Source organism: Acaryochloris sp. IP29b_bin.148 (genome assembly GCF_028285565.1).
Taxonomy (GTDB): domain Bacteria; phylum Cyanobacteriota; class Cyanobacteriia; order Thermosynechococcales; family Thermosynechococcaceae; genus Acaryochloris.
In genome coordinates, this window is record NZ_JANQOY010000147.1 from 1 (window position 1) to 20,833 (window position 20,833).

Here is a 20,833-nt window from a genome sequence, read left to right on the forward strand (position 1 = left end):
AATACTCTGGAATTGGCTAAAACTCAATTTACCAGAGATCGCATAAGTTTAACTTTGGAGGTTTTGAACCTTTTGATAAGTAAATCTTATTCAATATTAATGGATTAAGCGTATTGCATCTTTACTTGAGTTTATATTTGTGGAGGCAGATACTTCAAATAGATGAGGATATTTTTCAATACATAAAGATCTTGTGCTTCCAAACTTGGGCGCAATAATCGATCCAGCGGCATAGCTCCAGCGAGCCAGCAAGAATGGCTGATGTCTTTGGTGTAGGGCAGTTTCATGCCTTCGCCAGAGAGCCAACTCTCTATCAATTCTGCTAATTTACAACATCCAGTTGATGACCTGGCTTATACTAACTTAAGTGGCATTTTGTAAAAAAATGCCAAATCACTTGTTACACTTAGCACTCACACACACCTGCATGGGTTTTTGGAAAAGCTTATTCGGTGGATCTAATGGGGCATCTGCGCAAACATTAGTCCCTGTCAATGGTTCGATCGGTCCAAGTCTATCGATTACAAATAACAATCGGGGTTCCAAAGTTACCCAGTCCAAAATTACCTTCAGTAAAGATCGCGACATTGATCTATACGAGTTAGAGGAGCTGTGTGACGCGGTGGGATGGTCTCGTCGGCCCATTCGCAAGGTCAAGAAAGCCCTTAAATACAGCTTTATTGTCGTCTCCATGTGGGAACAGAGAGGAAGCTACAGGCGGCTGATTGGCTTCTCTCGGGCCACATCTGACCATACTTTTAATGCCACCATTTGGGATGTGGTAGTCCATCCAGACTTTCAGGGCAAGGGGTTAGGCAAAGCCCTGATGAAGCAAATTATCAAAGAGCTACGTCGTGAAGATATTAGTAATATCACGCTGTTTGCAGACCCCCATGTCGTCAACTTCTACCGCGATTTAGGGTTTATGCCCGATCCAGAAGGGATTAAGGGAATGTTCTGGTATCCCAATTTCCGGTAAGGCGGGTTGGACTGTGATCAAGCAAATAAGGCGTTTTGAAACCTTAAGTACACTTCAATGTACTGTGAGTCCAGCGTCATGGCTTGTCGTAGGGCAAAATTTGCATCTTGATACTCACCCAGTTCATAAAGAGCGGCTCCTAATCCCAAAAAACTCTCAGCATGGCGGCAGTTGAGTTGTGCAGATTGTTCAAACGCAGTAACAGCCTCTTCCTGAAAACCAATTTGGGCATGCGCTAATCCCAAGCCGTAATAGGCCGCTTGCAAATAAGGATTAAAATACATCGCCTTTTGATAGAAGAGAGCAGCTTCATCAAAGTTCTGGGTCTGATAAAGTGCACTCCCTAAATTGCAGTGAATTTGAGCGTTTTGAGGCACAAGATCTAAAGCTTGGTTATAAACGGCTATTGCTGCTGCAAAATCTTTATCTTGGTAGAGAACACCGCCCAAACCGTTGTAGGCTGCAGCTAATGCAGGCTGTTTCTGAAGCGCCTGTTTAAAATTACTTTTGGCACCTGAATAATCTGCTTGTTCATACTTATGAATACCACGACGTAACCAAACCGTTGCCCACGACGTATCATTCGTGTCCTCCATGGCGAGCATGGATTGCTCGATTAAGGTAGGTTGAATTTGGGTTGTGATTTCCGACAACCCCGTTGAATGGAGACAGGATTGCCCTTCGTGGTTTGTGTTAAAGGGATGTGCTGCTGTCGGATCAGAAGCATTTGGACAGAGGGTTGCTTCAATTTCCTGGGCAAGATTGAGTCCACGCCTGATAAAAGAGGAAGCTTGCTCATCCACGCTCGCTCGAAGAGACGGAAGATTAGTCTTCGACTTCGGTTGCCTGTTTGGACCCGCCGCCATTGTCGTTAGCCCATCTTGGTCTTTAGCTCATGGAGCTGCTGTTGAGCCATTGATATTTCTTGATCAAAACGACGCGCCATCTCCAGTAATAAATCTTGGCCTAATTTTTCCAATTTTGAGGCTTTCATACGCAATTGATGTAGGTCTGACTGTGAGAGGGTTTGGAGTTTATCTTCAATCTGCTGTAATCGCTCCTGGCTTTGCGCAATTTGGCGAATAGTACGCACTAAATCGGCGGAGATGCCTTCGCCTTGAACGGAGTCTGGGCTACTTTCCCAATCCTGCAGAATCGCGCGTAGTCGCTCTTCATTACCCGATTCATAGGCTTGATTCACTAATGCCATCAGTTGTTCCCGACGCGTCCGTTCTTCTGGATCGGTGGCTAAATCAGGATGAATTTGCTTGGCAATCTCCCGATACAGCTGTTTTAACCGTGCTGAGGGGTGAAATTTATGGTTGGACGCCATTAAGGTCAGGTACCGAGAGATTTGGGCATTGATGTGATCGAGTTCTTCTTGCCGAATCCCAACGACCTGCATATAGCGGGACTCAAAGGTATTGAGTTCCGCTTGAAAAGTCGCTAAATCTAACTCTTTTTGAGCTAATTGAGTTTCTAAATCAAGTAGCTCTACTTGCTTTTTCTGAAGTTCTAGTTCTTCTGGCGTCAATTGACGCACTAGACTACTACTCATGGATTTTAAATAGTGCTGGAAAGAGATTTTGAATGGGTTGCAAAATAGAGCACATGCCCTGGCAAAACGGCAACGATTGTTGCTAAACCTCAGTTGAAAAGCCAGTTTTATCTAACTTAGCTTACTTCTTCGTCTGGATGAAAGAGAGTCTCCCCACTATGATACTGAGTCCCACGAAGCTCGGGAGGAGCCAATTTCCCCAACGGACATAGAGGGTTTGAGTTTGGCGGCGATAAATGGTCTCAGCATGAACCACAAAGGTTTGAGGGGACGAGCGCCACAGGGTTTGCCCATGGGGGTTAATCACACCTGAGTAACCGGTATTCGTCGATCGAACCGCCCAGCGATCGGTTTCTATCGCTCTCATCACATCGTGAGCATGGTGTTGGGCCATCATGCGGGTATTATACGGATCGTTATTAGATGCAGTGAGGATAAACTCACCCCCTTGGGCAGCTTGAGCCTGAAACAGTTGTGGAAAAGCAGAATCGAAACAAATCCCTGCGATCACAGGTCCCCAGGGCGTCACAAATCGTTGGTTACGCTTCCCCAAGTTCATCTGGGCACTCACGGGCGATAGTCGGCCAATCAGTCGACCCAATAAGGGCTCAAAGGGAATGTACTCTCCCAAGGGCACTAGCTTAATTTTGTTATAACGGCTAAAAATACTGCCATCGGGCAAAACAGTAATCAAACTCTGGGTAATCCGGTGATCGTCAGGCATAAAGCTGCCTAGCCAGGCCACCACCTGTTTTTCCTGAATGGTGGCTGCCAAGGGCGGTTGATTCTGCCAGAGGAAGGGGAAAGCCCCCTCAGGGGTCAGTACGGCATCCACTCCTTGATCGGCCAGCTGACGGTAGCCAGACTCATAATTTTTTTGCCCCAGCTCAATCCCTTGCTTAAATAATTTGATGCGCGTGGGGATATTGCCTTGAATAATACCGATGGTGAGCGCGTTATCCTGATCGGCTATCAAGGGCTGAATATAGAGACTCCATCCCAGAAGATGCAGCCCTAAAAAGAGTGCGATCGCAGCCCCCTGATACCGCCATCGATACCGTATCGTCGTCCAACTGGCGGCCAAGCATCCATTGACAGCTACCAAGGCGGCAGTAATCATCGTCGGGCCAGATAATTGGCCCAAATGCAGAATCACCAAATTCGCGGGACTTTGGGTATAGGCAAGGGATGTCCACCACAAGGGGGATTGGGTCCAAATCCATTCCAGGGCCGCCCACGCGACGGCTCCCGTCAGAATCCGACTGTAAATGGGTAATCGAGGGGCGACCCAGGCTATAAAGCCAGCCCAAAGAGCCGTAATCACAGCACCATAGAGCGTTACAAAGACCCAACAGGCCACGGCAATGGTAATACTGGTCCACCACGACAGTCCCATCCAGGTCATGGGATGTAAGCCGGTTAGCCAAGACAGCGCTGCGCCTTGGTACCCAATCCCCCAAATCAACCCTAATCCCATTGCTCGACGAACCTTTCCCTGAGTCCGCATGACATAGGTCCACAGCGGCATCAGGCTGACCCAAGCCAACCACCAAGCATTGATCGGTGCCGGGATAATGCCCATGACCAGTCCCGTCAACCCGAGAAAGCCTAACTCTCGCATCCCGACGGTGGCGGGGTTCGGGTGAACTCGTTTGGGAACAGGATTATGCACGCGGCTTTTATGACGGAAGGTCTGCAGGCAGTTTAACGTGATTCAGTTGTTCTTAATCGATGTATCCAAAGCGTGATCACCTATCGAGCAGAGGGTGTCGATCACCGTACTATCCCTACTTTCAGGACCTCCATCGACTTCGTTATGCTGATGATTACAGCTCTGTTTACGCTTCTATTGCGATCGCACATTTGTGCCAACACTTGAGGTTTTCATGGATAACAACAATTTTCTCAAACAAATGTTGATGATTGGTGTCGGAACCACATCCTTTGTTGCTGATAAGCTGCGAGAAGTCAGTGATCAATGGGTGAATGAAGGGCGGCTCAATCCCGAGCAAGCCAAAGCATTTGTGGATGATCTCCTCCAGCAAATGCGTTCAGATCCAGGTGATTGGGAAGGCCAAATGGAACGCCAAGTTCGTAACATGATGCAAGATTTGGGCTTAGCACGACAAGCTGAAGTAGACGAATTGCGCGGTAGGATTGATCGGTTGGAACGGCAAGTGCGAGACTTAGAGAATAAACTGTGGCGGTAGCCTCCCCAAACAGATAAGCCTTGCAAGCCGTTACTATTCAAATATGATTGGAGGAAAACTTGCGTAATATCTTGATCAGTTTTGGGATTGTCCTCGTTTGTAGTGCCGTATTATTGGCTGCTCAACTCACTCAGGGCGCCACCGAAGTTTCTGCAGAGCCGATTCAAACCGTCCCATCTCCAACAACCGTTGCCGCTATTCCTGTTGCTCAAAACACAACTGATATGACTTCTAATGCAGACGATGCTGATTACATCACCACCCCCTCTGGCTTAAAGTATCGCGACCTACAAGAGGGAACGGGTGAACAACCCCTGCTCGGCCAAATGGTAGTTGTTCATTACACGGGCACCTTAACCGATGGCAGTAAGTTTGATAGCTCTCGTGATCGCAACCAGCCCTTCTCCTTTCCCATTGGTAAAGGACGAGTGATCAAAGGTTGGGATGAAGGCGTGGCCTCTATGAAAGTCGGTGGTCGACGACAATTAGTAATTCCGCCAGAACTCGGTTACGGCGCTAGAGGTGCGGGTGGGGTTATTCCACCCAATGCCACGCTCGTGTTTGATGTTGAATTACTCCGCATTCAGTAACATTAGACGCTAAAGAACGGAGCGGAATCATAACATTTCGCTCCATTGCCAGTCATTATTTCGCTAAACCCTTGCGTAACCAGGCTTCAAAGACTCTCAGGTTCTAATGTATCCTTCAAAACGGTACGCGCAGCCAAGTGGTTGCGCGTAGAGGTCAAAATCTCTGCTTCTCGCTCTAGACGGGCTTGAGTATCCTGCATTTCTAACAGCGATTGTTGTTCTAACGCTGCACCGTAGAAATTACTAGCCACCCAGTAGGAAAGCTCCACGGGCAAGTTCGGGATATCATCTGGCAGATTAATATCTTGTTCAGTTAACTTTGCCGAGAGTCTGACCACATCATGGAGCAACTGCTTGACATTTGTCGTTAGGGCTTGCAGATTTTGATCTTCCTGCAAGGGTTGATCTTCTATCCACTCCACTAAGCCCACTCGGTAAGGCTTCTCTCGAATATAATGCAGCACCTTGAAGCGCTGTTGCCCTAGCGTTAAAATCATAATCCGATCGTCTGGAAGCCGCTCATGCTTGGTAATTTCAGCGCAACACCCCACCATTGCAGCTTCCCCTTTATTCTGGTCCCACATCAGCACTCCAAATTGGCGATCCGCTTCCAAAATGGTGTTCATCATAATGCGATAACGATATTCGAAAATATGCAGCGGCAAAGGGCGTCCTGGGAATAGGACGACGTCGGGCAGCGGAAAAAGCGGTAGCTCACGAACTGCGATGGAGGAGGGGATAGCCATTATTGAAGAGGAGAATGGAAAAAGTCTATCTATTCACTCTAGCCCAAGTCCCCTCAAGAATTCACAAACAATCGATAGAAAAAGGTTTGAGCCTACCAGAGTTAGAGCTTAACTTCAATATCCACACCAGCGGGTAAGTCAAGCTTCATGAGGGCATCAATTGTTTTGGGAGACGGCTGGTAAATATCAACGATACGGCGATGCGTACGGGTCTCAAAATGCTCACGTGAGTCTTTATCAACGTGAGGCGATCTTAGAACGCAGTAAATTCGTCGACGGGTCGGTAGGGGGATGGGGCCGACGGGAGAGGCATTGGTGCGCTTGGCTGTTTCGACAATCTTGTCGCAAGAGGTATCCAATAAACGGTGGTCAAAGGCTTTCAGTCTGATCCGAATCTTCTGCTGCTGGAGAGTTGTCATAAGTTTATGAGTGTTAAGTTGTCAAGGTTCAGATTCAACTGCATAAGGACATGCAGTGAGGGTTAGGGGGCCTTACCGATTTGCATATGGTTGCGGGTGATAATCGGTTGATCATCAATCACAACCATATACAAAACGAGGAATGGAGGGTTATTTCAAGATTTTGGAAACAACACCTGCACCCACAGTCCGGCCACCTTCGCGAATGGCAAAGCGCATTCCCTGTTCAATCGCAATGGGGTTAATCAATTCCACAGTCATTTTAATGCGGTCACCTGGCATCACCATCTCAGCGGCACTGCCATCATCAGCGGTAAACGCGCTAATGGTCCCTGTGACATCTGTGGTTCTTACATAGAACTGAGGTCGATAGCCAGGGAAAAATGGGGTGTGGCGTCCACCCTCATCTTTCTTAAGGATATACACCTCAGATTCAAACTGAGTATGGGGGGTAATCGAACCAGGCTTGGCTAACACCATGCCTCGCTCAATATCCTCTTTTTGCACACCCCGCAACAGGAGGCCTACATTATCACCCGCCATTCCTTCGTCAAGGGTTTTTTGGAACATCTCAACGCCGGTCACGGTGGTGCTGCGAGTATCTCTAATCCCCACCAATTCAACGGTCTCGCCAACGACGACTTTCCCACGCTCGATCCGTCCAGTGGCAACGGTTCCACGACCCGTAATGGAGAAAACGTCTTCAACAGCCATCAAGAAAGGCTTATCCACGTCTCTTTCAGGCGTAGGAATGTAGGCATCCACCTCTTCCATCAACTTGTAGATTTTGTCGACCCACTCGTTGTCCCCTTTCTTCATGGAGTCGGCACCGTTAAGGGCTTCTAAAGCCATTAGGGCAGAACCAGAAACGATGGGAATATCATCTCCAGGAAAATCGTAGTCATTGAGGAGTTCTCGAACTTCTAGCTCGACCAACTCCAACAATTCCTCATCATCGACTTGGTCTTGCTTATTCATAAAGACCACGATGTTGGGTACCCCGACCTGCTTGGCGAGCAGAATGTGCTCTCGGGTTTGAGGCATCGGACCATCGGCAGCTGAGACGACTAATACTGCTCCATCCATTTGAGCCGCACCCGTAATCATGTTTTTGACATAGTCAGCATGACCTGGGCAATCCACGTGAGCATAGTGGCGGTCTTCCGTCTCATACTCCACGTGAGCGGTGTTGATCGTAATCCCTCTTTCCCGCTCTTCTGGGGCCGCATCAATGTCATCGTACTTCCTGGCTTTAGCTTGGCCAAGGGCAGCGAGAGACATGGTAATTGCTGCGGTCAAAGTGGTTTTACCATGATCAACATGACCAATGGTGCCAATGTTGACGTGGGGTTTTGTTCGTTCGAATTTTGCGCGTGCCATGTATCAACTATTCCTTTTCGATGAATTATGCGTTCCCTTTGTTTTTTTCGATAATGGGTTCAGCAACACTGCGAGGAACATCCTCATAGTGACTAAACTCCATTGTAAAGATACCTCGACCCTGAGTCATAGACCGGATATCTGTGGCATAGCCAAACATGGTCGCCAGAGGAACTTTGGTGATCACTTTGGCGAGCCCTTGGGCCACTTCTTGACCTTCGATTTGACCTCTACGAGAAATGAGATCGCCCATTACTGAGCCTAGGAAATCTTCAGGGACTTCAACCTCAACTTTCATCATGGGCTCCAACAAAGCAGGGGAGGCTTGCAATGCCCCCTCTTTAATCGCCATAGAGCCCGCAATCTTAAAGGCCATTTCAGAAGAATCAACATCATGGTAAGACCCATCAATTAATGTCGCTTTGACATCAATGAGGGGATAACCAGCTAAGATACCAGATTCGCAGGCTTCTTTCATCCCTTGCTCAGCTGGACCAATAAACTCTTTAGGGACAGATCCACCCACAATCTTGGAGATAAACTCAAAGCCAGTCCCTTCTTCAGCGGGCTCAATTTCGACGACCACATGACCGTACTGACCTTTCCCCCCACTCTGACGCACAAATTTACCTTCGGCAGTGACTGCTTTGCGAATGGTTTCGCGGTACGCCACTTGGGGAGCACCAATGTTAGCCTCCACTTTAAATTCCCGCAGCATCCGATCAATCAGGATTTCCAAATGCAGCTCTCCCATCCCTGCAATAACGGTTTGATTCGTTTCCGGGTCAACGCTAACCCGAAACGTTGGATCTTCCTGAGAGAGGGACTGCAAGGCTTTGGACAGCTTGTCCATATCCTGTTTAGTCCTGGGTTCGACCGCGACCGAAATCACAGGTTCAGGGATAAACAGCGACTCTAAGACAATAGGCTTGGCATCATTGCAAAGTGTTTCCCCCGTGAAGGTATCCTTCAGTCCCAATGCTGCCCCTAAATCACCAGCACGAAGCTCGTCCACTTCAATCCGATCATCTGCTTTCATGATGATCAATCGGGACACGCGCTCTTTTTTATCTTTGGTGGGATTAAGCACATAACTGCCTTTGGTTAAAACCCCCGAATAGACTCGGATAAACGTGAGCCGCCCGTAAGGATCGGACATCACTTTAAAGGCCAAGGCAGCTAAAGGAGCGTCATCGTCAGCGGGGCGCTCAGCTTCGGTGCCATCGAGTAAGGTTCCGCGAATAGCAGGAACATCAATGGGGGCTGGCATATAGTCAATCACAGCATCTAGTAGGAGCTGAACCCCTTTATTCTTAAAGGCAGACCCACACAGCATCGGCACAAGGGTGCCGGCAATGGTGCCCTCGCGCAACGCGGTTTTGATATCGGTATCTGATAAAGATTCACCGTCCAGATACTTTTCCATCAACGTATCGTTAGACTCGGCTACCGCCTCCACCAGTAAGGTCCGATAGGCTTGGGCTTGCTCTTGTACCGCCTCTGGAATGTCTGTTTCTTGAATATCGGTGCCTTGGTCATTGGTGTAGAGGAACGCTTTCATATGCACCAGGTCAACAATGCCTTCAAATTGATCTTCGCTACCAATGGGAAGTTGGATGGCAACGGCATTGGCTTTGAGGCGATCGCGGATCTGATCGTAAACCTTATAAAAATCGGCCCCGGTCCGATCCATTTTGTTGACAAACACGATGCGGGGAACTTGATAGCGCTCAGCTTGCCGCCAAACCGTCTCTGATTGGGGTTGAACGCCACCTACGGAGCAGAATACGGCAATCACCCCATCCAAAACGCGCATGGAGCGCTCGACTTCAATGGTGAAGTCAACGTGTCCAGGGGTATCAATAATATTGATTTGATGGTCTTGCCAGGTGGTCGAGATGGCGGCAGCGGTAATCGTGATGCCTCGTTCCCGCTCTTGATCCATCCAGTCTGTGACGGTATTGCCATCATGAACTTCCCCGACTTTGTGAACCACGCCGGAGTAGAACAAAATGCGCTCAGTTGTTGTCGTCTTTCCCGCATCAATATGGGCCGCAATGCCGATATTGCGCACTTTTTCTAGGGGGACGGAACGTGCCACAGCTACCTCCTTCGTCCTAGCCAGTCATTCGCATGAGGGTGTACTACTCTGCAATGATTCTATAACTTCTCTTGAATTATCTTTACAAAAAATCGTCCAGGTCTAATAGCGATAATGGGCAAAGGCTTTGTTTGCTTCAGCCATTCGATGGGTTTCCTCTCGCTTACGAATTGCCGCACCTGTTTCGTTAGCGGCATCAATTAGCTCATTCGCCAACTTGCTGACCATTGACTTGCCTGGGCGCTGGCGAGAAAACCGAATAATCCAGCGTAAGGCGAGGGCGATACCGCGATCAGAACGAACTTCCATCGGCACCTGGTAGGTCGCTCCACCAACTCGACGGGCTTTCACTTCCACCAACGGCGTCACGTTGCGTACAGCTGTCTCAAAGACTTCTAGAGGATCTTGGTTGGTTCGATCCTCAATGATTTTCAGCGCATCGTACAGAATACGAGAAGCCAAAGATTTCTTCCCGCTTTTCATTAAACGCCGAATAGTCATACTAATGAGACGACTATTGTAAACCGGATCAGGGGGGACAGGGCGTTTTTGGACACGAATACGACGAGACATGAGAAATCCTACACAAGATAGTAATACTTAGAATAATGGGAGATGATAGGCCCTCCCTTGCCGAGGAATCAGATTTACTATGCGATCGCAAGGGGCTAACAGTCCAGACTTACAGACAGAAAAGGCAGTTGAAACGCCCTTCGCACGATCGCAAAACAAGACTTGAGACTGAGCGATCAATCGCTATCCTTGCCCAGAGCGGTCAACCGCTCATCTTAATCTTTGGGGCGCTTAGCACCATACTTGGAACGCCCTTGGCGCCTATCCTTTACACCTGCTGTATCCAACGTGCCGCGGATAATATGGTAGCGAACACCTGGCAGATCTTTGACCCGGCCACCGCGAATCATGACCACGGAGTGCTCTTGTAAGTTATGGCCAATACCCGGGATATAAGCAGTGACTTCAAAGCCAGAAGTCAAGCGCACCCTCGCAACCTTCCGCAGAGCGGAATTCGGTTTTTTAGGAGTAGTGGTATAGACCCGCGTACAAACCCCGCGCCGTTGCGGACAGCTTTTGAGCGCTGGAGACTTCGTTTTTTTCTTGGTGTTGGAACGTTCGCTACGGATGAGCTGCTGGATAGTGGGCATAGATGGGCGGCAATATAGATTAGGATTTTAATTTCTTCCAAATCCTAACTATATAGATCTTTACGGCTTAGTGTCAACTTACCCGCTCAATCCAGGTAAATTGAGATCGCCCGTCAAATCTTCCATGCGATCTCGCATGGTTTCGGTAGATTTTTGATAAGCATCTTTCATGGCCTCAGTGACCAGTTCGGATAAGCCGTCTAAGCCTTTGTCTACCGCTTCTTGCGTAATTTCAGCTCGGATGGGTTCTTGGTTCCCGCTCATAACAACCTTGACTAAGCCCCCGCCCGCTTCGCCTGCAATCTCCATTTGTTCAAGATCTTCTTGCAGTTGCTTGGCACCCTCTTGAACTTGCTGTGCTTTTTTAATGGCTTCAGCTAGCTCTTTCATCTTGCCAAGGCCGAAACCAAATCCTTGTCCTTTTCCTTGTGTCATAAATTTGATGATTGGTTAATGTGCTTCAAGTGCCTGCCATACAGAATGCTTTTCAAGAAAGCTTCCTAACGGACTATTTACTATGATACTGAGAGTCTACCCCAAGAGGCGTATGAGGACTCCATTTTCTATGTGATTTGTGGAAATTCCCCCAACATCTTTACCTCTGGTTTCAGTAATAAGGACCAATTGTCTTCAACTTTTTGCTGAATGTAATAAATCAGATTAAAAATATCAGTGGCCGTCGCATTGCCCGCATTGAGGATAAAATTGGCATGTTTTTGGGCCACTTGTGCTCCTCCCAATTGGTATCCTTTTAATCCGGTTTGCTCAATGAGCCACCCTGCTGTTCGAGGCAGTGGATTGCGAAACACGCTGCCGCAGCTGGGCCAATCATAGGGTTGTGTGCTCAGGCGATGATCCAAGTGGGTTTGGGTGGTCGCTTTCACTTGCGCCGCAGATTGACCCGACTGGAGCTGAAAAACAGCCTGGATAACCGCTTGGGGCTGCCGCTGTAAAATCGAGGAGCGATACTGGAACGCCAATTGCTCCGTGGTGAGGACTTGGATAGAGCCATCGGCTTGCAGGACATGAGCCTCCAGTAAGCACTCTGCAATACACCCGCCGTGTGCCCCAGCATTCATGACCACAGCGCCTCCCACCGTTCCGGGAATACCTACTGCCCATTCTAAGCCGGACCATCCCTGCTTGGCGGCTTGCCAGGCCAGGCGGGGCAGGGGTTTTCCGGCATCCACAATAATTTGATGGGTCTCTGGATCCAAGGTTTGTTGTCGTAGATGGCGTGTGGAGATCACTAACCCCGGCAAGCCTTGGTCGCTAATCAGTAGATTAGACCCTGCCCCTAAAAAGGTGATCGGCAACTGTTGCTCCTGAGCCCAGGCATAACTAGCTTGCAGCGCCGTCAGATCCTTCGGTGCAATAAACCATTCCGCAGGGCCGCCCACTCGAAAGGTTGTCATCTCCGCCAAACTCACCTGAGATTGGATCTCGCAACTGGCTAGGTGGATGGAGGAGTGAGTCATTGCAAAACAACCTCAGCAGAGGGATGGGGGGCGGAGGATTGATAGTGCGCTAACACCTCGGGAATAATCCGGTTCAAATCTCCTGCTCCCAAGAATAGAACGACATCACCCGATTGCAAGTGGGTCTGTAAAAAATCGACAACATTTGCGAGGGTGGGCTGAAAGGTGACATTGGCATGATGGGCTGCGATCGCATCCATCACCCCTTGGCCATCAATCGTTCCAGGATTGACTTCCCCGGCACTATAGATATCGGTCACCACCACCAAATCTGCATCGGAGAAGGACTGACTAAACTCGGTTAAGAAGGTGGTTGCTCGACTATAGCGGTGGGGCTGGAAGACGGCCACAACTCGACTTTGAGCGTATTGAGCGGCGGCCGTTTCTGCTTGGAGTTTGGCGGACGCTAGCGTAACTTGAATCTCGCTGGGGTGATGGGCATAATCATCGATACAGCAAATACCTTGTGCTTCTCCATAGATTTCGAAGCGGCGTTTAGCCCCTGAAAACGTACTCAGGATATTGGCAATCTGGGAAAACTCTAGGCCTACGTAACGACCAATAGCAACAGCCGCCAGTGCATTACTGAGGTTATGTTTTCCGAGCAGGGGAAGGTCTAAGGTCCCTAAGCAGTCTCCTCGTTCCACAACCTGGACCGTAGTCCCTCGACCAGAATAATCAATATCTTGAACGGTGTAATCTGCGGATGCACCTGACTGCAGGCTATAGGTGATCATGGACCGATGTGCTGGACGCCAGAACCGTTCTACAACCGTCGGACAATCGATGGAGACGATAAGGGTGTGGCAGTGATCCACAAATTGCTGAAAAATATCAACGACTTGATCGAGAGAGCTGTAATGATCAGGATGATCCAGCTCAATATTGGTAATCACGCCAATATGGGGTTGAAACTTAACGAGAGAGCCATCTGACTCATCCGCTTCGGCAACTAAGTAGGCACTGTCCCCCGTGCGGGCATTTCCACCCCAGGCTGCCACTTCCCCGCCCACAATAATCGTGGGGTCGAGGCTGGCTTTAAATAACAAATACCCCACTAGGCTGCTTGTGGTGGTTTTGCCATGAGTACCAGCGATGGCAATACTCTGGGAGAATTCTTGAATGAGAGCGGCCAGCACATCGGAACGATGAAAAATAGGGCAGCCCCGCTGCAAAGCGGCTTGATACTCGGGATTATCTTCATGAATGGCCGTTGAGCAGATCACTTGGGGGGGAGCGGCAGCCCCTTGGATCAGCTGTTCAATATTTTCGGCCGTTTGTTGCTGAAATATCTGAGCCCCCAACGACTCCAGTTGTTGGGTGATGTGATTAGTGCGTAAGTCAGAACCAGAGACAGGGAGTTGCCGTTTGAGCAAAATATGGGCCAGTGCAGACATGCCGATGCCGCCTATACCGATAAAGTGAATAGAACGGCCACTTAGATCGACTGCACTTTGCATTGTTGCGTTTTGCTCCTTCACTACCCACACCTACTTACACGCGACATCATAGCAGGAACTCTTCAAAATGCGAGTCTTTCCTCCCATACAGCCAATCCTCAGCAAATTGATTAAATCTTGAGTTTTAGGCAATATTCAGACTTCTGCCATCAATATTCAAATTATGAATTCAGTTTGCGACAGGATGAGGACTCATATGTGGATGCCAACACTTTTTCAGGCTATTAACACTATAAAGTTTTATGAGTTTTACTCTGCAAGATTTTTAATATTTATTAGAACCGTTGCGTCAATTTCAGCCTGTCGTGCAAGCACCGCAGCTGAGGCAGTGCATGCATTATGGCCTGCAATGATTGTTTGTGTAACGATTGCTTGTCCAACGATCACCGCTTTACTGGTGTAGGAGGAAGCACATAGAGAAATGATGAGCGATCCAAGATTAAGAGATATCAAAATTATCTTAGTTGAGCCAGCAGGCCCTCTAAATGTAGGCGCCATTGCCAGAGTGATGAAAAATATGGGCTTAGGTCAGCTCATCTTAGTGAATCCTCACTGTGATCCAGTGGGAGAGGACGCGAAACGGATGGCGGTCCATGCCGATGACTACCTCACCCAAGCACAAGTTGTAGAGACGTTATCCGAGGGGTTAGTCGGCTGTGAGCGCGTCATCGCCACCACAGCTCGATCCCGCCGCCTCCAGATAGCGACCCATTCCCCTCGCCAAATTTTGCCGTGGCTCTTAGAGGGATCTGCTGCATTGGTATTCGGCCCAGAGGACCGGGGCCTGAGTAACGATGAGTTATATCATGCCCAGGCCTTTCTCCAAATTCCCACTAGCCCTGAGTATGCAGCGCTTAACTTGGCTCAGGCCGTGACGATCTGCTGCTATGAGTTGCGTCAGCTGGTCCTGGAGGATCTCAATCCTTCACCAGAGACATCTCTCCAGCCGCCCGTTGAGGCAGGACAGCCCCAAAATCTGGCTCCCTTTCAGCAGCGAGAGGCGTTTTTTCAAGCGCTAGAAGCCGCTTTATTGGAGATTGGCTACCTGTATCCCCATACCGCCAAATCACGGATGCAGAAACTTCGACAGCTCTTTAATCGCAGTCATCTATCGGCTCAGGAAGTGGCCATGTTGCGAGGAATGATTCGTCAGCTTCACTGGAAAATTCAGCCAAAATGATTAAAATACTCGTATCCTTGCATAGACACTGAATCGGCTAGAGACTTGAAATAAGCCTCCAGCATTGTCCATTCGGTCAGACAATTGTTCCAGTGTCATTGCGCGCTATTTCATCTAATCTTGTTCAGGAGAAGGTAGTGTTACAACACGCCAAGCGACCTTTGACTTCTCGACAGCAGCGTCAATTATGGCAGCAGCGGCGCAGAGCGCATCAAGCCCGGCGAGCGATGCGTAAACAACAACTTCTCCGGCAGCGAGTGCAAGCGCAGCCGCCACGCCGCGCTCATCCGGCTCGGGATCGGCAGGTCTTGCCAACCACGACTCCGGGATCTAGATCCCACTCGTTGAATCAACGACAACGGTCGGTTCGGCCATCGCCCTCTGTGTCCAGCAGATCGGCCCCTCTACGGCGGCCCAGACGGTCATCCAGACGTTTGAGTTGGTTTTCGTACCTGGCACGTTTGGGGATTGTCGGCTCAGGGGTCGCTGCGATCGCAGGCACCATTCTGACTCTCCTTGATCCAGCGCCATCCTCACGCCAGGCGGCGTCGTCCTCACTGATCTCGCCTGCTGCCAGCGTCTCAGAGACAACCTCAAAACAACAAGTTGTACCCAAAACCTTTGATGCCCAGCCAGAGACACCGACCTCCCTCTTTTATCGCTGGTCCCAGGAGCCACGATTAACTCGCCTGATCCGAGAGGGACAAGAGTTAACTCAGATTAAGCAACAAATCCAGCAATGGTCTGCAGCCCAAACAGGGCTCACCCCAGTCATGTTTTTCCTCAATCCAGAGACTGGAGATTATCTGAATATCCAAGGGGAGCACAGTGTTTCGGCGGCGAGCACCATCAAAATTCCCGTACTCTTTGCTTTTCTGGAAGATGTTGATGCGGGGAAAATTGATTTAGAAGAGCCCTTGGTGATGCGCAAGGATCTGGTGGCCACTGAAGCTGGGTCCATGCAATATCAACCCGTAGGCACCCAATTTTCGGCGCTAGAGACGGCAGAATATATGATCGCGATTAGCGATAATACTGCCACCAATATGCTGATTGATCGCTTAGGCGGCATGGACAAGCTCAACCAGCGATTTCGATCCTGGGGATTGAAACATACGGTACTCCGAAACCCCTTGCCAGACTTAGAAGGGACCAACACCATTAGCCCTCAAGACATGGCGGCCTTGATGCTGAAGCTGACAGATGACACCCTTCTCTCCGCTGCCAGTCGCGAGCAGGCTGTAGCCATTTTGCAGCAAACGGTAACCGACACACTGCTGCCCCAGGGCTTGGACAACGATGCCACGATTGCTCATAAAACAGGGGATATTGGCTCTGTCGTTGGCGATATCGGCCTGATTGAAATGCCCAATGGTCAGCATTATGTCGCCGCTATCTTAGTGCAGCGACCTCACAATGATCCGCGGGCTCAGGAACTGATTCGCAAAATTTCCAAGCTCACCTATCGCACCTTTCGCCAGGCTCCCCCCGCTTCATCCGCTGCCAGTAGAGAATCAGGAGACTAGAAGATGGGGGAAGCAGCAGCGGTTAATGGAGAACCGCTTGGTCCAGAGCCTCAGGTGATTGACCCCAACCAGCTGCAAGAGTACTCCGATGGCGATCGTGCCTTTGAGCAAGAACTGTTAGAGTTATTTGTTGAGGATACTCACCGCCATTTAGTTCAGTTACGGCATGCGATCGCAACTCAAGCCTTTGAAGCTGCGCGACAGGAAGCCCATCATATCAAGGGAGCGAGTGCCCATGTGGGAGCCATCGCCATGTCTAAGCTCGCCGCAACATTGGAAACTCACGCCAAGCAACAGACCGCTCCCGCTCCCTTACTAGGCCAATTAGAACAGGCCTATCAGCAGGTTATGCAACAAGCAGAGCAGTGGGGGCAAGACTGAACAGGACTCGGCTAAGCTAACTACAGCAGTTAGATTTCTCAAATTGTCACGTTGAGAACATCAAGACAGACCTCCCCTAACCGTGTTGCCAGCAGTGTGCATCTATGAGATTTATCGATCAAGCCGAGATATGGGTCAAAGCCGGTAAAGGGGGAGATGGCATGGTGGCCTTCCGACGGGAAAAATATGTCCCTGCTGGAGGACCTGCGGGCGGCAATGGTGGACGAGGGGGATCCGTTGTTTTTCAAGCCTCTAATCATCTGCAAACCCTACTAGATTTCAAATACAATCACCAATTTACGGCTGCAGATGGCAAACGCGGGGGGCCTAAGAATTTAACCGGGGCCTCTGGGCAGGATCGCCTAATCGAGGTCCCTTGTGGCACAGTCGTTTACCATGCTGACACCTTGGAGCTGTTAGGCGACCTAACGACGGATGGACAAACCCTGATTGTGGCCCAGGGCGGCAAAGGTGGATTGGGCAACAAGCATTTTCTCAGCAACCGGAATCGGGCACCAGAGCACGCACTACCGGGTTTACCAGGAGAAGAATATCGATTGCGGCTGGAACTGAAATTATTGGCGGAAGTTGGCATTATTGGTCTCCCCAATGCGGGCAAATCCACCCTGATTTCGGTGCTGTCAGCGGCTCAGCCCAAAATTGCCGACTATCCCTTCACCACCTTAGTCCCTAACTTGGGGGTCGTACCTCGGGCCACTGGTGATGGCACCGTCTTTGCCGATATTCCAGGCTTAATTGCGGGTGCCCATGCAGGGGTCGGCTTAGGCCATGATTTTCTCAGACATGTCGAGCGCACCCGATTGCTACTGCACCTGATCGATGCGACAGCCAGCGATCCCGTTCAAGACTATCAAACTATTCAGCAAGAGTTATCAGCCTATGGCCAGGACCTGTATCAGCGCCCGCAACTCTTGGTTCTTAATAAAATCGATGCTATCGAGCCAGAACGACAGTCTCAATGGCAAACTGAACTGGAACACATCAGCGGGGGGCCAGTTTACTTGATTTCAGCCGTTGCGCAACAAGGGTTAGACACTTTGTTACACCGCGTGTGGGACGTGTTAGATCATCTCTCTGACGAGGTAGAGCCCTCCATACTGTCCGATTCAGCCTTATCCATCCCAAGGGAAAAATAAAATTAGACGGAAAGAGCGTGAATTGTCAGTCAATCTGGGAAAGATTAAGTAATAATACGGTATACATGTCATAGCTCGGCGATTATCAACCCCTGGTTGAAAGCGCTGAGTCAAGCTAAGCATTAAGACACGGGTGGCTTCTAGGGTATGCAAGACGTTATCGCGACGGATCAAAATCAACTATTGCTGATCGATGATGATCCAAACCTGATTCTATTGGTGAAGGATTATTTAGAGTTGCGCGGATACGAAGTAACAACGGCCAAAAATGGCCGCGAAGCATTGCGGGTTCTGGAAAAAAGTATTCCCAATCTGATCATCTGTGATGTGATGATGCCAGAAATGGATGGCTATGCTTTTGTAAAACGGGTGCGGGACAATCCCCAAACCAGCTATTTGCCGGTGCTGTTCTTATCCGCTAAGGGCCAGATTCAGGATCGAGTGACTGGTTTAAATACGGGCGCAGACGTCTATATGATTAAGCCCTTTGAACCCGATGAGCTAGTGGCTCAAATTGAAGCCTCCCTGAAGCAAGCCTCACGGATGATGCAGAAGCAAGCCAACTCCTTAGATGGAGAGGTCTCCGTTCAGGTGCCCTTTGATGTGGATCTAACGCCGACGGAAACGAAGGTGATTCAACTGGTGGCCAAAGGGATGTCGAATCGAGAGATTGCCGATGATCTGAGCGTCAGCCAGCGGACCGTCGAAAGCCATGTCAGCAATATGCTGGGTAAAACAGGCTTAAGCAACCGCACAGAGTTAGCACGATGGGCCATTGAGCAGCGGATGGTTTAGGAAGGGCGCGATTTTGAGCGCTCCAACCATAATAACCACAGCATTAGGGTCAAAATTCCCAGCTGCAACATTAAATTAGGCAACGTGGTGGCAATATCCTGACCCGCCAGCACCTGGAAAAAGAAAACCACTGCACCGACCAAGGCTGACCCCGCGAAGGCCACATAAAAAAATTGTCGTACTCCTCGATAGGGAGCCTTCAGTTCTGCCCGCAGTTGCTGCAGCTGAGCATCGTTTAAGGAACTGCGCGAGGGCTTAGGTTGTTCAGGCATAGTCGCATTCTAATGGATCAGCAATTTCCCCAGGCTAGAGCTTGGCCACTTCCTGGGAAGGTGAGTCTTCCGTCGGCGAAGCAACATCAGCCTGAGGGACCGCTGAGGTCTGCTCAATCATCTCGACCAATTCTCGTTCAAAGGTTAACTGGGCTCGGTTGGTGCGCCCACCGATATACAGCTGGTCATCTGCCGTTAATAGCCAGATTTGGGAATGAGACACGTAACTCATAATCACGCCAATCATCAATAACCCAAACCCACTGTAAATCCAGGGAATGCCAGGGTCGGCCTTAATTTGCAACCCTGTGCTCCCCACTAGCTCCACCAATTTTAAGCTAATTTCATTCACGTCAACGGACATCCCCGTGCGCACTGTGGAGACCAGCTTGCCGGATTCATCATAGACGACGACAGTGCCCTGTAAATCGGTTGTGAGTAAGGTGACGCCAGCGCTGAGGTCCGGTTTGGTTGGCACCCATGTCCCCCAGATTCGGCCACTAGATACTTGCAAGGGGGCCATCGGCAGCTGTAATACGGGGCTATTGTTGAGCTGTACCCGCACAGCGGCAATGGACCAGTCGGCTTGATACAGGGTCACGCCCTGATGCTTGAGCGGTTGATTGACATGAATGGTTTGCCGATCCAGCTCATGCTTGTCCTCATCGACGATCGATAAGTCCGAATAAAATTGGTCAATTTGGCCTTCAGGGGTGTAGTCAATCCAGAATCGATTCACCTGTACAGACCAGTCTGTTGGAATCTGCGCCCTTGACAACGGCCCAGATTTAACAATATTGCTCACCTTGGCTGTGGTGCCGCTGGGAATCATCTCTTGGGCCATAAATCCTGTTAAGGATCCCCAAATGGATCCTAATAGAATCAGAATCATGCTGGCATGGACAACGATGGGGCCAATCCGCCCCGTCATGCCTTTACGCGCATAAATACTCTGGTCCTCCTCAAAGACTTTGTAGCGATTCTTGTGGAGGGCCGTGAGTAACGAGGCTTTTTGGTCGGGATCCAAGGTGGTGCTCAGGGCCAGCTTTTCAAACTGACGCGGCTTTTTGTAAAATTTCCAGCTGCGAGCGGCTTTCAGGGCGGGCAGCTGACGCATAAAGGTACAGGCCGTTAGACTCGTGCCGAACAAAATCAGCAGCGATAAAAACCACCAGGTTCGGTAGACATGATCTAACCCCACGGCGAGTAAGACTTTCCAAGTCAAAAACCCAAACAGTGCCGGATCCTCAGGGTAATTGGCTTGGTAAAACTCTAGGGACTGGCCTTGTTCAATCACCGTACCGGAAATGCTGAAGAGTGCGATCGCAAGTAGTAAGACTATCGCCAGTCGCAGATCCGCTAAAACCGGGACTAAAACTTTTTTAAAAAATGTGCGGAATTGGTCAAAAGTAGAGGTCATGCCGTTGGAGTCTGAAGT

General features: G+C 49.6%; 23 protein-coding genes. 8 read left to right on the forward strand and 15 right to left on the reverse strand.

Annotation, left to right across the window (positions count from 1 at the left end; genetic code table 11):
• Positions 1-131: 131 nt before the first annotated feature.
• Positions 132-287 (reverse strand): hypothetical protein, encoded by a 156-nt coding sequence (locus tag Q0986_RS13900; RefSeq protein ID WP_299411279.1) that lies wholly within the window; start codon positions 285-287, stop codon positions 132-134.
• A 140-nt stretch (positions 288-427) separates the two neighbouring features.
• Here Q0986_RS13900 and Q0986_RS13905 point away from each other — a divergent pair, with 140 nt between their 5' ends.
• A complete protein-coding gene (locus tag Q0986_RS13905) occupies positions 428-979 on the forward strand; it encodes a GNAT family N-acetyltransferase (RefSeq protein WP_299411281.1) in 552 nt (183 codons plus the stop codon).
• 17 nt (positions 980-996) lie between these two features.
• Here Q0986_RS13905 and Q0986_RS13910 read toward each other — a convergent pair whose 3' ends face one another.
• The 3 genes from Q0986_RS13910 to lnt all read right to left on the reverse strand — a co-directional run bounded on the left by Q0986_RS13910 (position 997) and on the right by lnt (position 4,209).
• A complete protein-coding gene (locus tag Q0986_RS13910; protein ID WP_299411283.1) occupies positions 997-1,845 on the reverse strand; it encodes a tetratricopeptide repeat protein in 849 nt (282 codons plus the stop codon).
• Between the two features lie 5 nt (positions 1,846-1,850).
• Positions 1,851-2,537: a molecular chaperone DnaJ gene (locus Q0986_RS13915; RefSeq protein WP_299411285.1), complete on the reverse strand. Its 687-nt coding sequence runs from the start codon at positions 2,535-2,537 to the stop codon at positions 1,851-1,853.
• Between the two features lie 121 nt (positions 2,538-2,658).
• Positions 2,659-4,209: an apolipoprotein N-acyltransferase gene (lnt, locus tag Q0986_RS13920; protein WP_299411288.1), complete on the reverse strand. Its 1,551-nt coding sequence runs from the start codon at positions 4,207-4,209 to the stop codon at positions 2,659-2,661.
• A 214-nt stretch (positions 4,210-4,423) separates the two neighbouring features.
• Here lnt and Q0986_RS13925 point away from each other — a divergent pair, with 214 nt between their 5' ends.
• Positions 4,424-4,747 carry a phasin family protein gene (locus Q0986_RS13925; protein WP_299411290.1) on the forward strand — a complete coding sequence of 108 codons (324 nt, stop codon included), beginning with the start codon at positions 4,424-4,426 and terminating at the stop codon, positions 4,745-4,747.
• Positions 4,748-4,806: 59 nt separating this feature from the next.
• Positions 4,807-5,337 (forward strand): FKBP-type peptidyl-prolyl cis-trans isomerase, encoded by a 531-nt coding sequence (locus Q0986_RS13930; RefSeq protein ID WP_299411293.1) that lies wholly within the window; start codon positions 4,807-4,809, stop codon positions 5,335-5,337.
• A gap of 86 nt (positions 5,338-5,423) precedes the next feature.
• Here the strand turns inward: Q0986_RS13930 and Q0986_RS13935 are convergent, their stop codons facing one another.
• The 9 genes from Q0986_RS13935 to murC form a co-directional block, all read right to left on the reverse strand.
• Positions 5,424-6,083, reverse strand: coding sequence for an LON peptidase substrate-binding domain-containing protein (locus tag Q0986_RS13935; RefSeq protein ID WP_299411295.1), 660 nt, complete (start codon positions 6,081-6,083; stop codon positions 5,424-5,426).
• A gap of 101 nt (positions 6,084-6,184) precedes the next feature.
• On the reverse strand, positions 6,185-6,502 hold the full coding sequence (gene rpsJ / locus Q0986_RS13940) for a 30S ribosomal protein S10 (protein WP_010467965.1): 318 nt from the start codon (positions 6,500-6,502) through the stop codon (positions 6,185-6,187).
• A gap of 150 nt (positions 6,503-6,652) precedes the next feature.
• A complete protein-coding gene (tuf, locus tag Q0986_RS13945) occupies positions 6,653-7,882 on the reverse strand; it encodes an elongation factor Tu (protein ID WP_299411300.1) in 1,230 nt (409 codons plus the stop codon).
• Positions 7,883-7,907: 25 nt separating this feature from the next.
• Complete coding sequence (fusA, locus tag Q0986_RS13950) at positions 7,908-9,983, reverse strand: elongation factor G (protein ID WP_299411302.1); 2,076 nt, start codon at positions 9,981-9,983, stop codon at positions 7,908-7,910.
• Positions 9,984-10,085: 102 nt separating this feature from the next.
• Complete coding sequence (gene rpsG / locus Q0986_RS13955) at positions 10,086-10,556, reverse strand: 30S ribosomal protein S7 (RefSeq protein ID WP_299411305.1); 471 nt, start codon at positions 10,554-10,556, stop codon at positions 10,086-10,088.
• A 215-nt stretch (positions 10,557-10,771) separates the two neighbouring features.
• Positions 10,772-11,146 carry a 30S ribosomal protein S12 gene (rpsL, locus tag Q0986_RS13960; RefSeq protein WP_299411308.1) on the reverse strand — a complete coding sequence of 125 codons (375 nt, stop codon included), beginning with the start codon at positions 11,144-11,146 and terminating at the stop codon, positions 10,772-10,774.
• 78 nt (positions 11,147-11,224) lie between these two features.
• Positions 11,225-11,581 carry a YbaB/EbfC family nucleoid-associated protein gene (locus tag Q0986_RS13965; protein ID WP_299411310.1) on the reverse strand — a complete coding sequence of 119 codons (357 nt, stop codon included), beginning with the start codon at positions 11,579-11,581 and terminating at the stop codon, positions 11,225-11,227.
• A gap of 128 nt (positions 11,582-11,709) precedes the next feature.
• Positions 11,710-12,624, reverse strand: coding sequence for a UDP-N-acetylmuramate dehydrogenase (gene murB, locus Q0986_RS13970; protein WP_299411312.1), 915 nt, complete (start codon positions 12,622-12,624; stop codon positions 11,710-11,712).
• Positions 12,621-14,084 (reverse strand): UDP-N-acetylmuramate--L-alanine ligase, encoded by a 1,464-nt coding sequence (murC, locus tag Q0986_RS13975; RefSeq protein WP_299411314.1) that lies wholly within the window; start codon positions 14,082-14,084, stop codon positions 12,621-12,623. The genes murB and murC overlap by 4 nt, the downstream gene beginning before the upstream one ends.
• A gap of 424 nt (positions 14,085-14,508) precedes the next feature.
• Between murC and Q0986_RS13980 the strand changes: the two genes are divergently transcribed.
• From Q0986_RS13980 to Q0986_RS14000, 5 genes are all read left to right on the forward strand, one after another.
• Positions 14,509-15,264: an RNA methyltransferase gene (locus Q0986_RS13980; RefSeq protein ID WP_299411369.1), complete on the forward strand. Its 756-nt coding sequence runs from the start codon at positions 14,509-14,511 to the stop codon at positions 15,262-15,264.
• Between the two features lie 137 nt (positions 15,265-15,401).
• Positions 15,402-16,790 carry a serine hydrolase gene (locus Q0986_RS13985; RefSeq protein WP_299411317.1) on the forward strand — a complete coding sequence of 463 codons (1,389 nt, stop codon included), beginning with the start codon at positions 15,402-15,404 and terminating at the stop codon, positions 16,788-16,790.
• A 3-nt stretch (positions 16,791-16,793) separates the two neighbouring features.
• The gene (locus Q0986_RS13990; protein ID WP_299411319.1) at positions 16,794-17,171 is read left to right on the forward strand and encodes an Hpt domain-containing protein; all 378 of its coding nucleotides are present in this window, start codon (positions 16,794-16,796) and stop codon (positions 17,169-17,171) included.
• Positions 17,172-17,275: 104 nt separating this feature from the next.
• Positions 17,276-18,328 carry a GTPase ObgE gene (gene obgE, locus Q0986_RS13995; RefSeq protein ID WP_299411321.1) on the forward strand — a complete coding sequence of 351 codons (1,053 nt, stop codon included), beginning with the start codon at positions 17,276-17,278 and terminating at the stop codon, positions 18,326-18,328.
• 147 nt (positions 18,329-18,475) lie between these two features.
• Positions 18,476-19,123: a response regulator transcription factor gene (locus tag Q0986_RS14000; protein WP_299411324.1), complete on the forward strand. Its 648-nt coding sequence runs from the start codon at positions 18,476-18,478 to the stop codon at positions 19,121-19,123.
• Here the strand turns inward: Q0986_RS14000 and Q0986_RS14005 are convergent.
• On the reverse strand, positions 19,120-19,395 hold the full coding sequence (locus Q0986_RS14005) for a DUF3493 domain-containing protein (protein WP_299411326.1): 276 nt from the start codon (positions 19,393-19,395) through the stop codon (positions 19,120-19,122). The two genes, Q0986_RS14000 and Q0986_RS14005, sit on opposite strands and share 4 nt — an antisense overlap.
• Positions 19,396-19,429: 34 nt before the next feature.
• Positions 19,430-20,815, reverse strand: a complete 1,386-nt coding sequence (locus tag Q0986_RS14010) for a cytochrome c biogenesis protein (protein WP_299411329.1) — start codon at positions 20,813-20,815, stop codon at positions 19,430-19,432.
• Between the last annotated feature and the right edge of the window lie 18 nt (positions 20,816-20,833).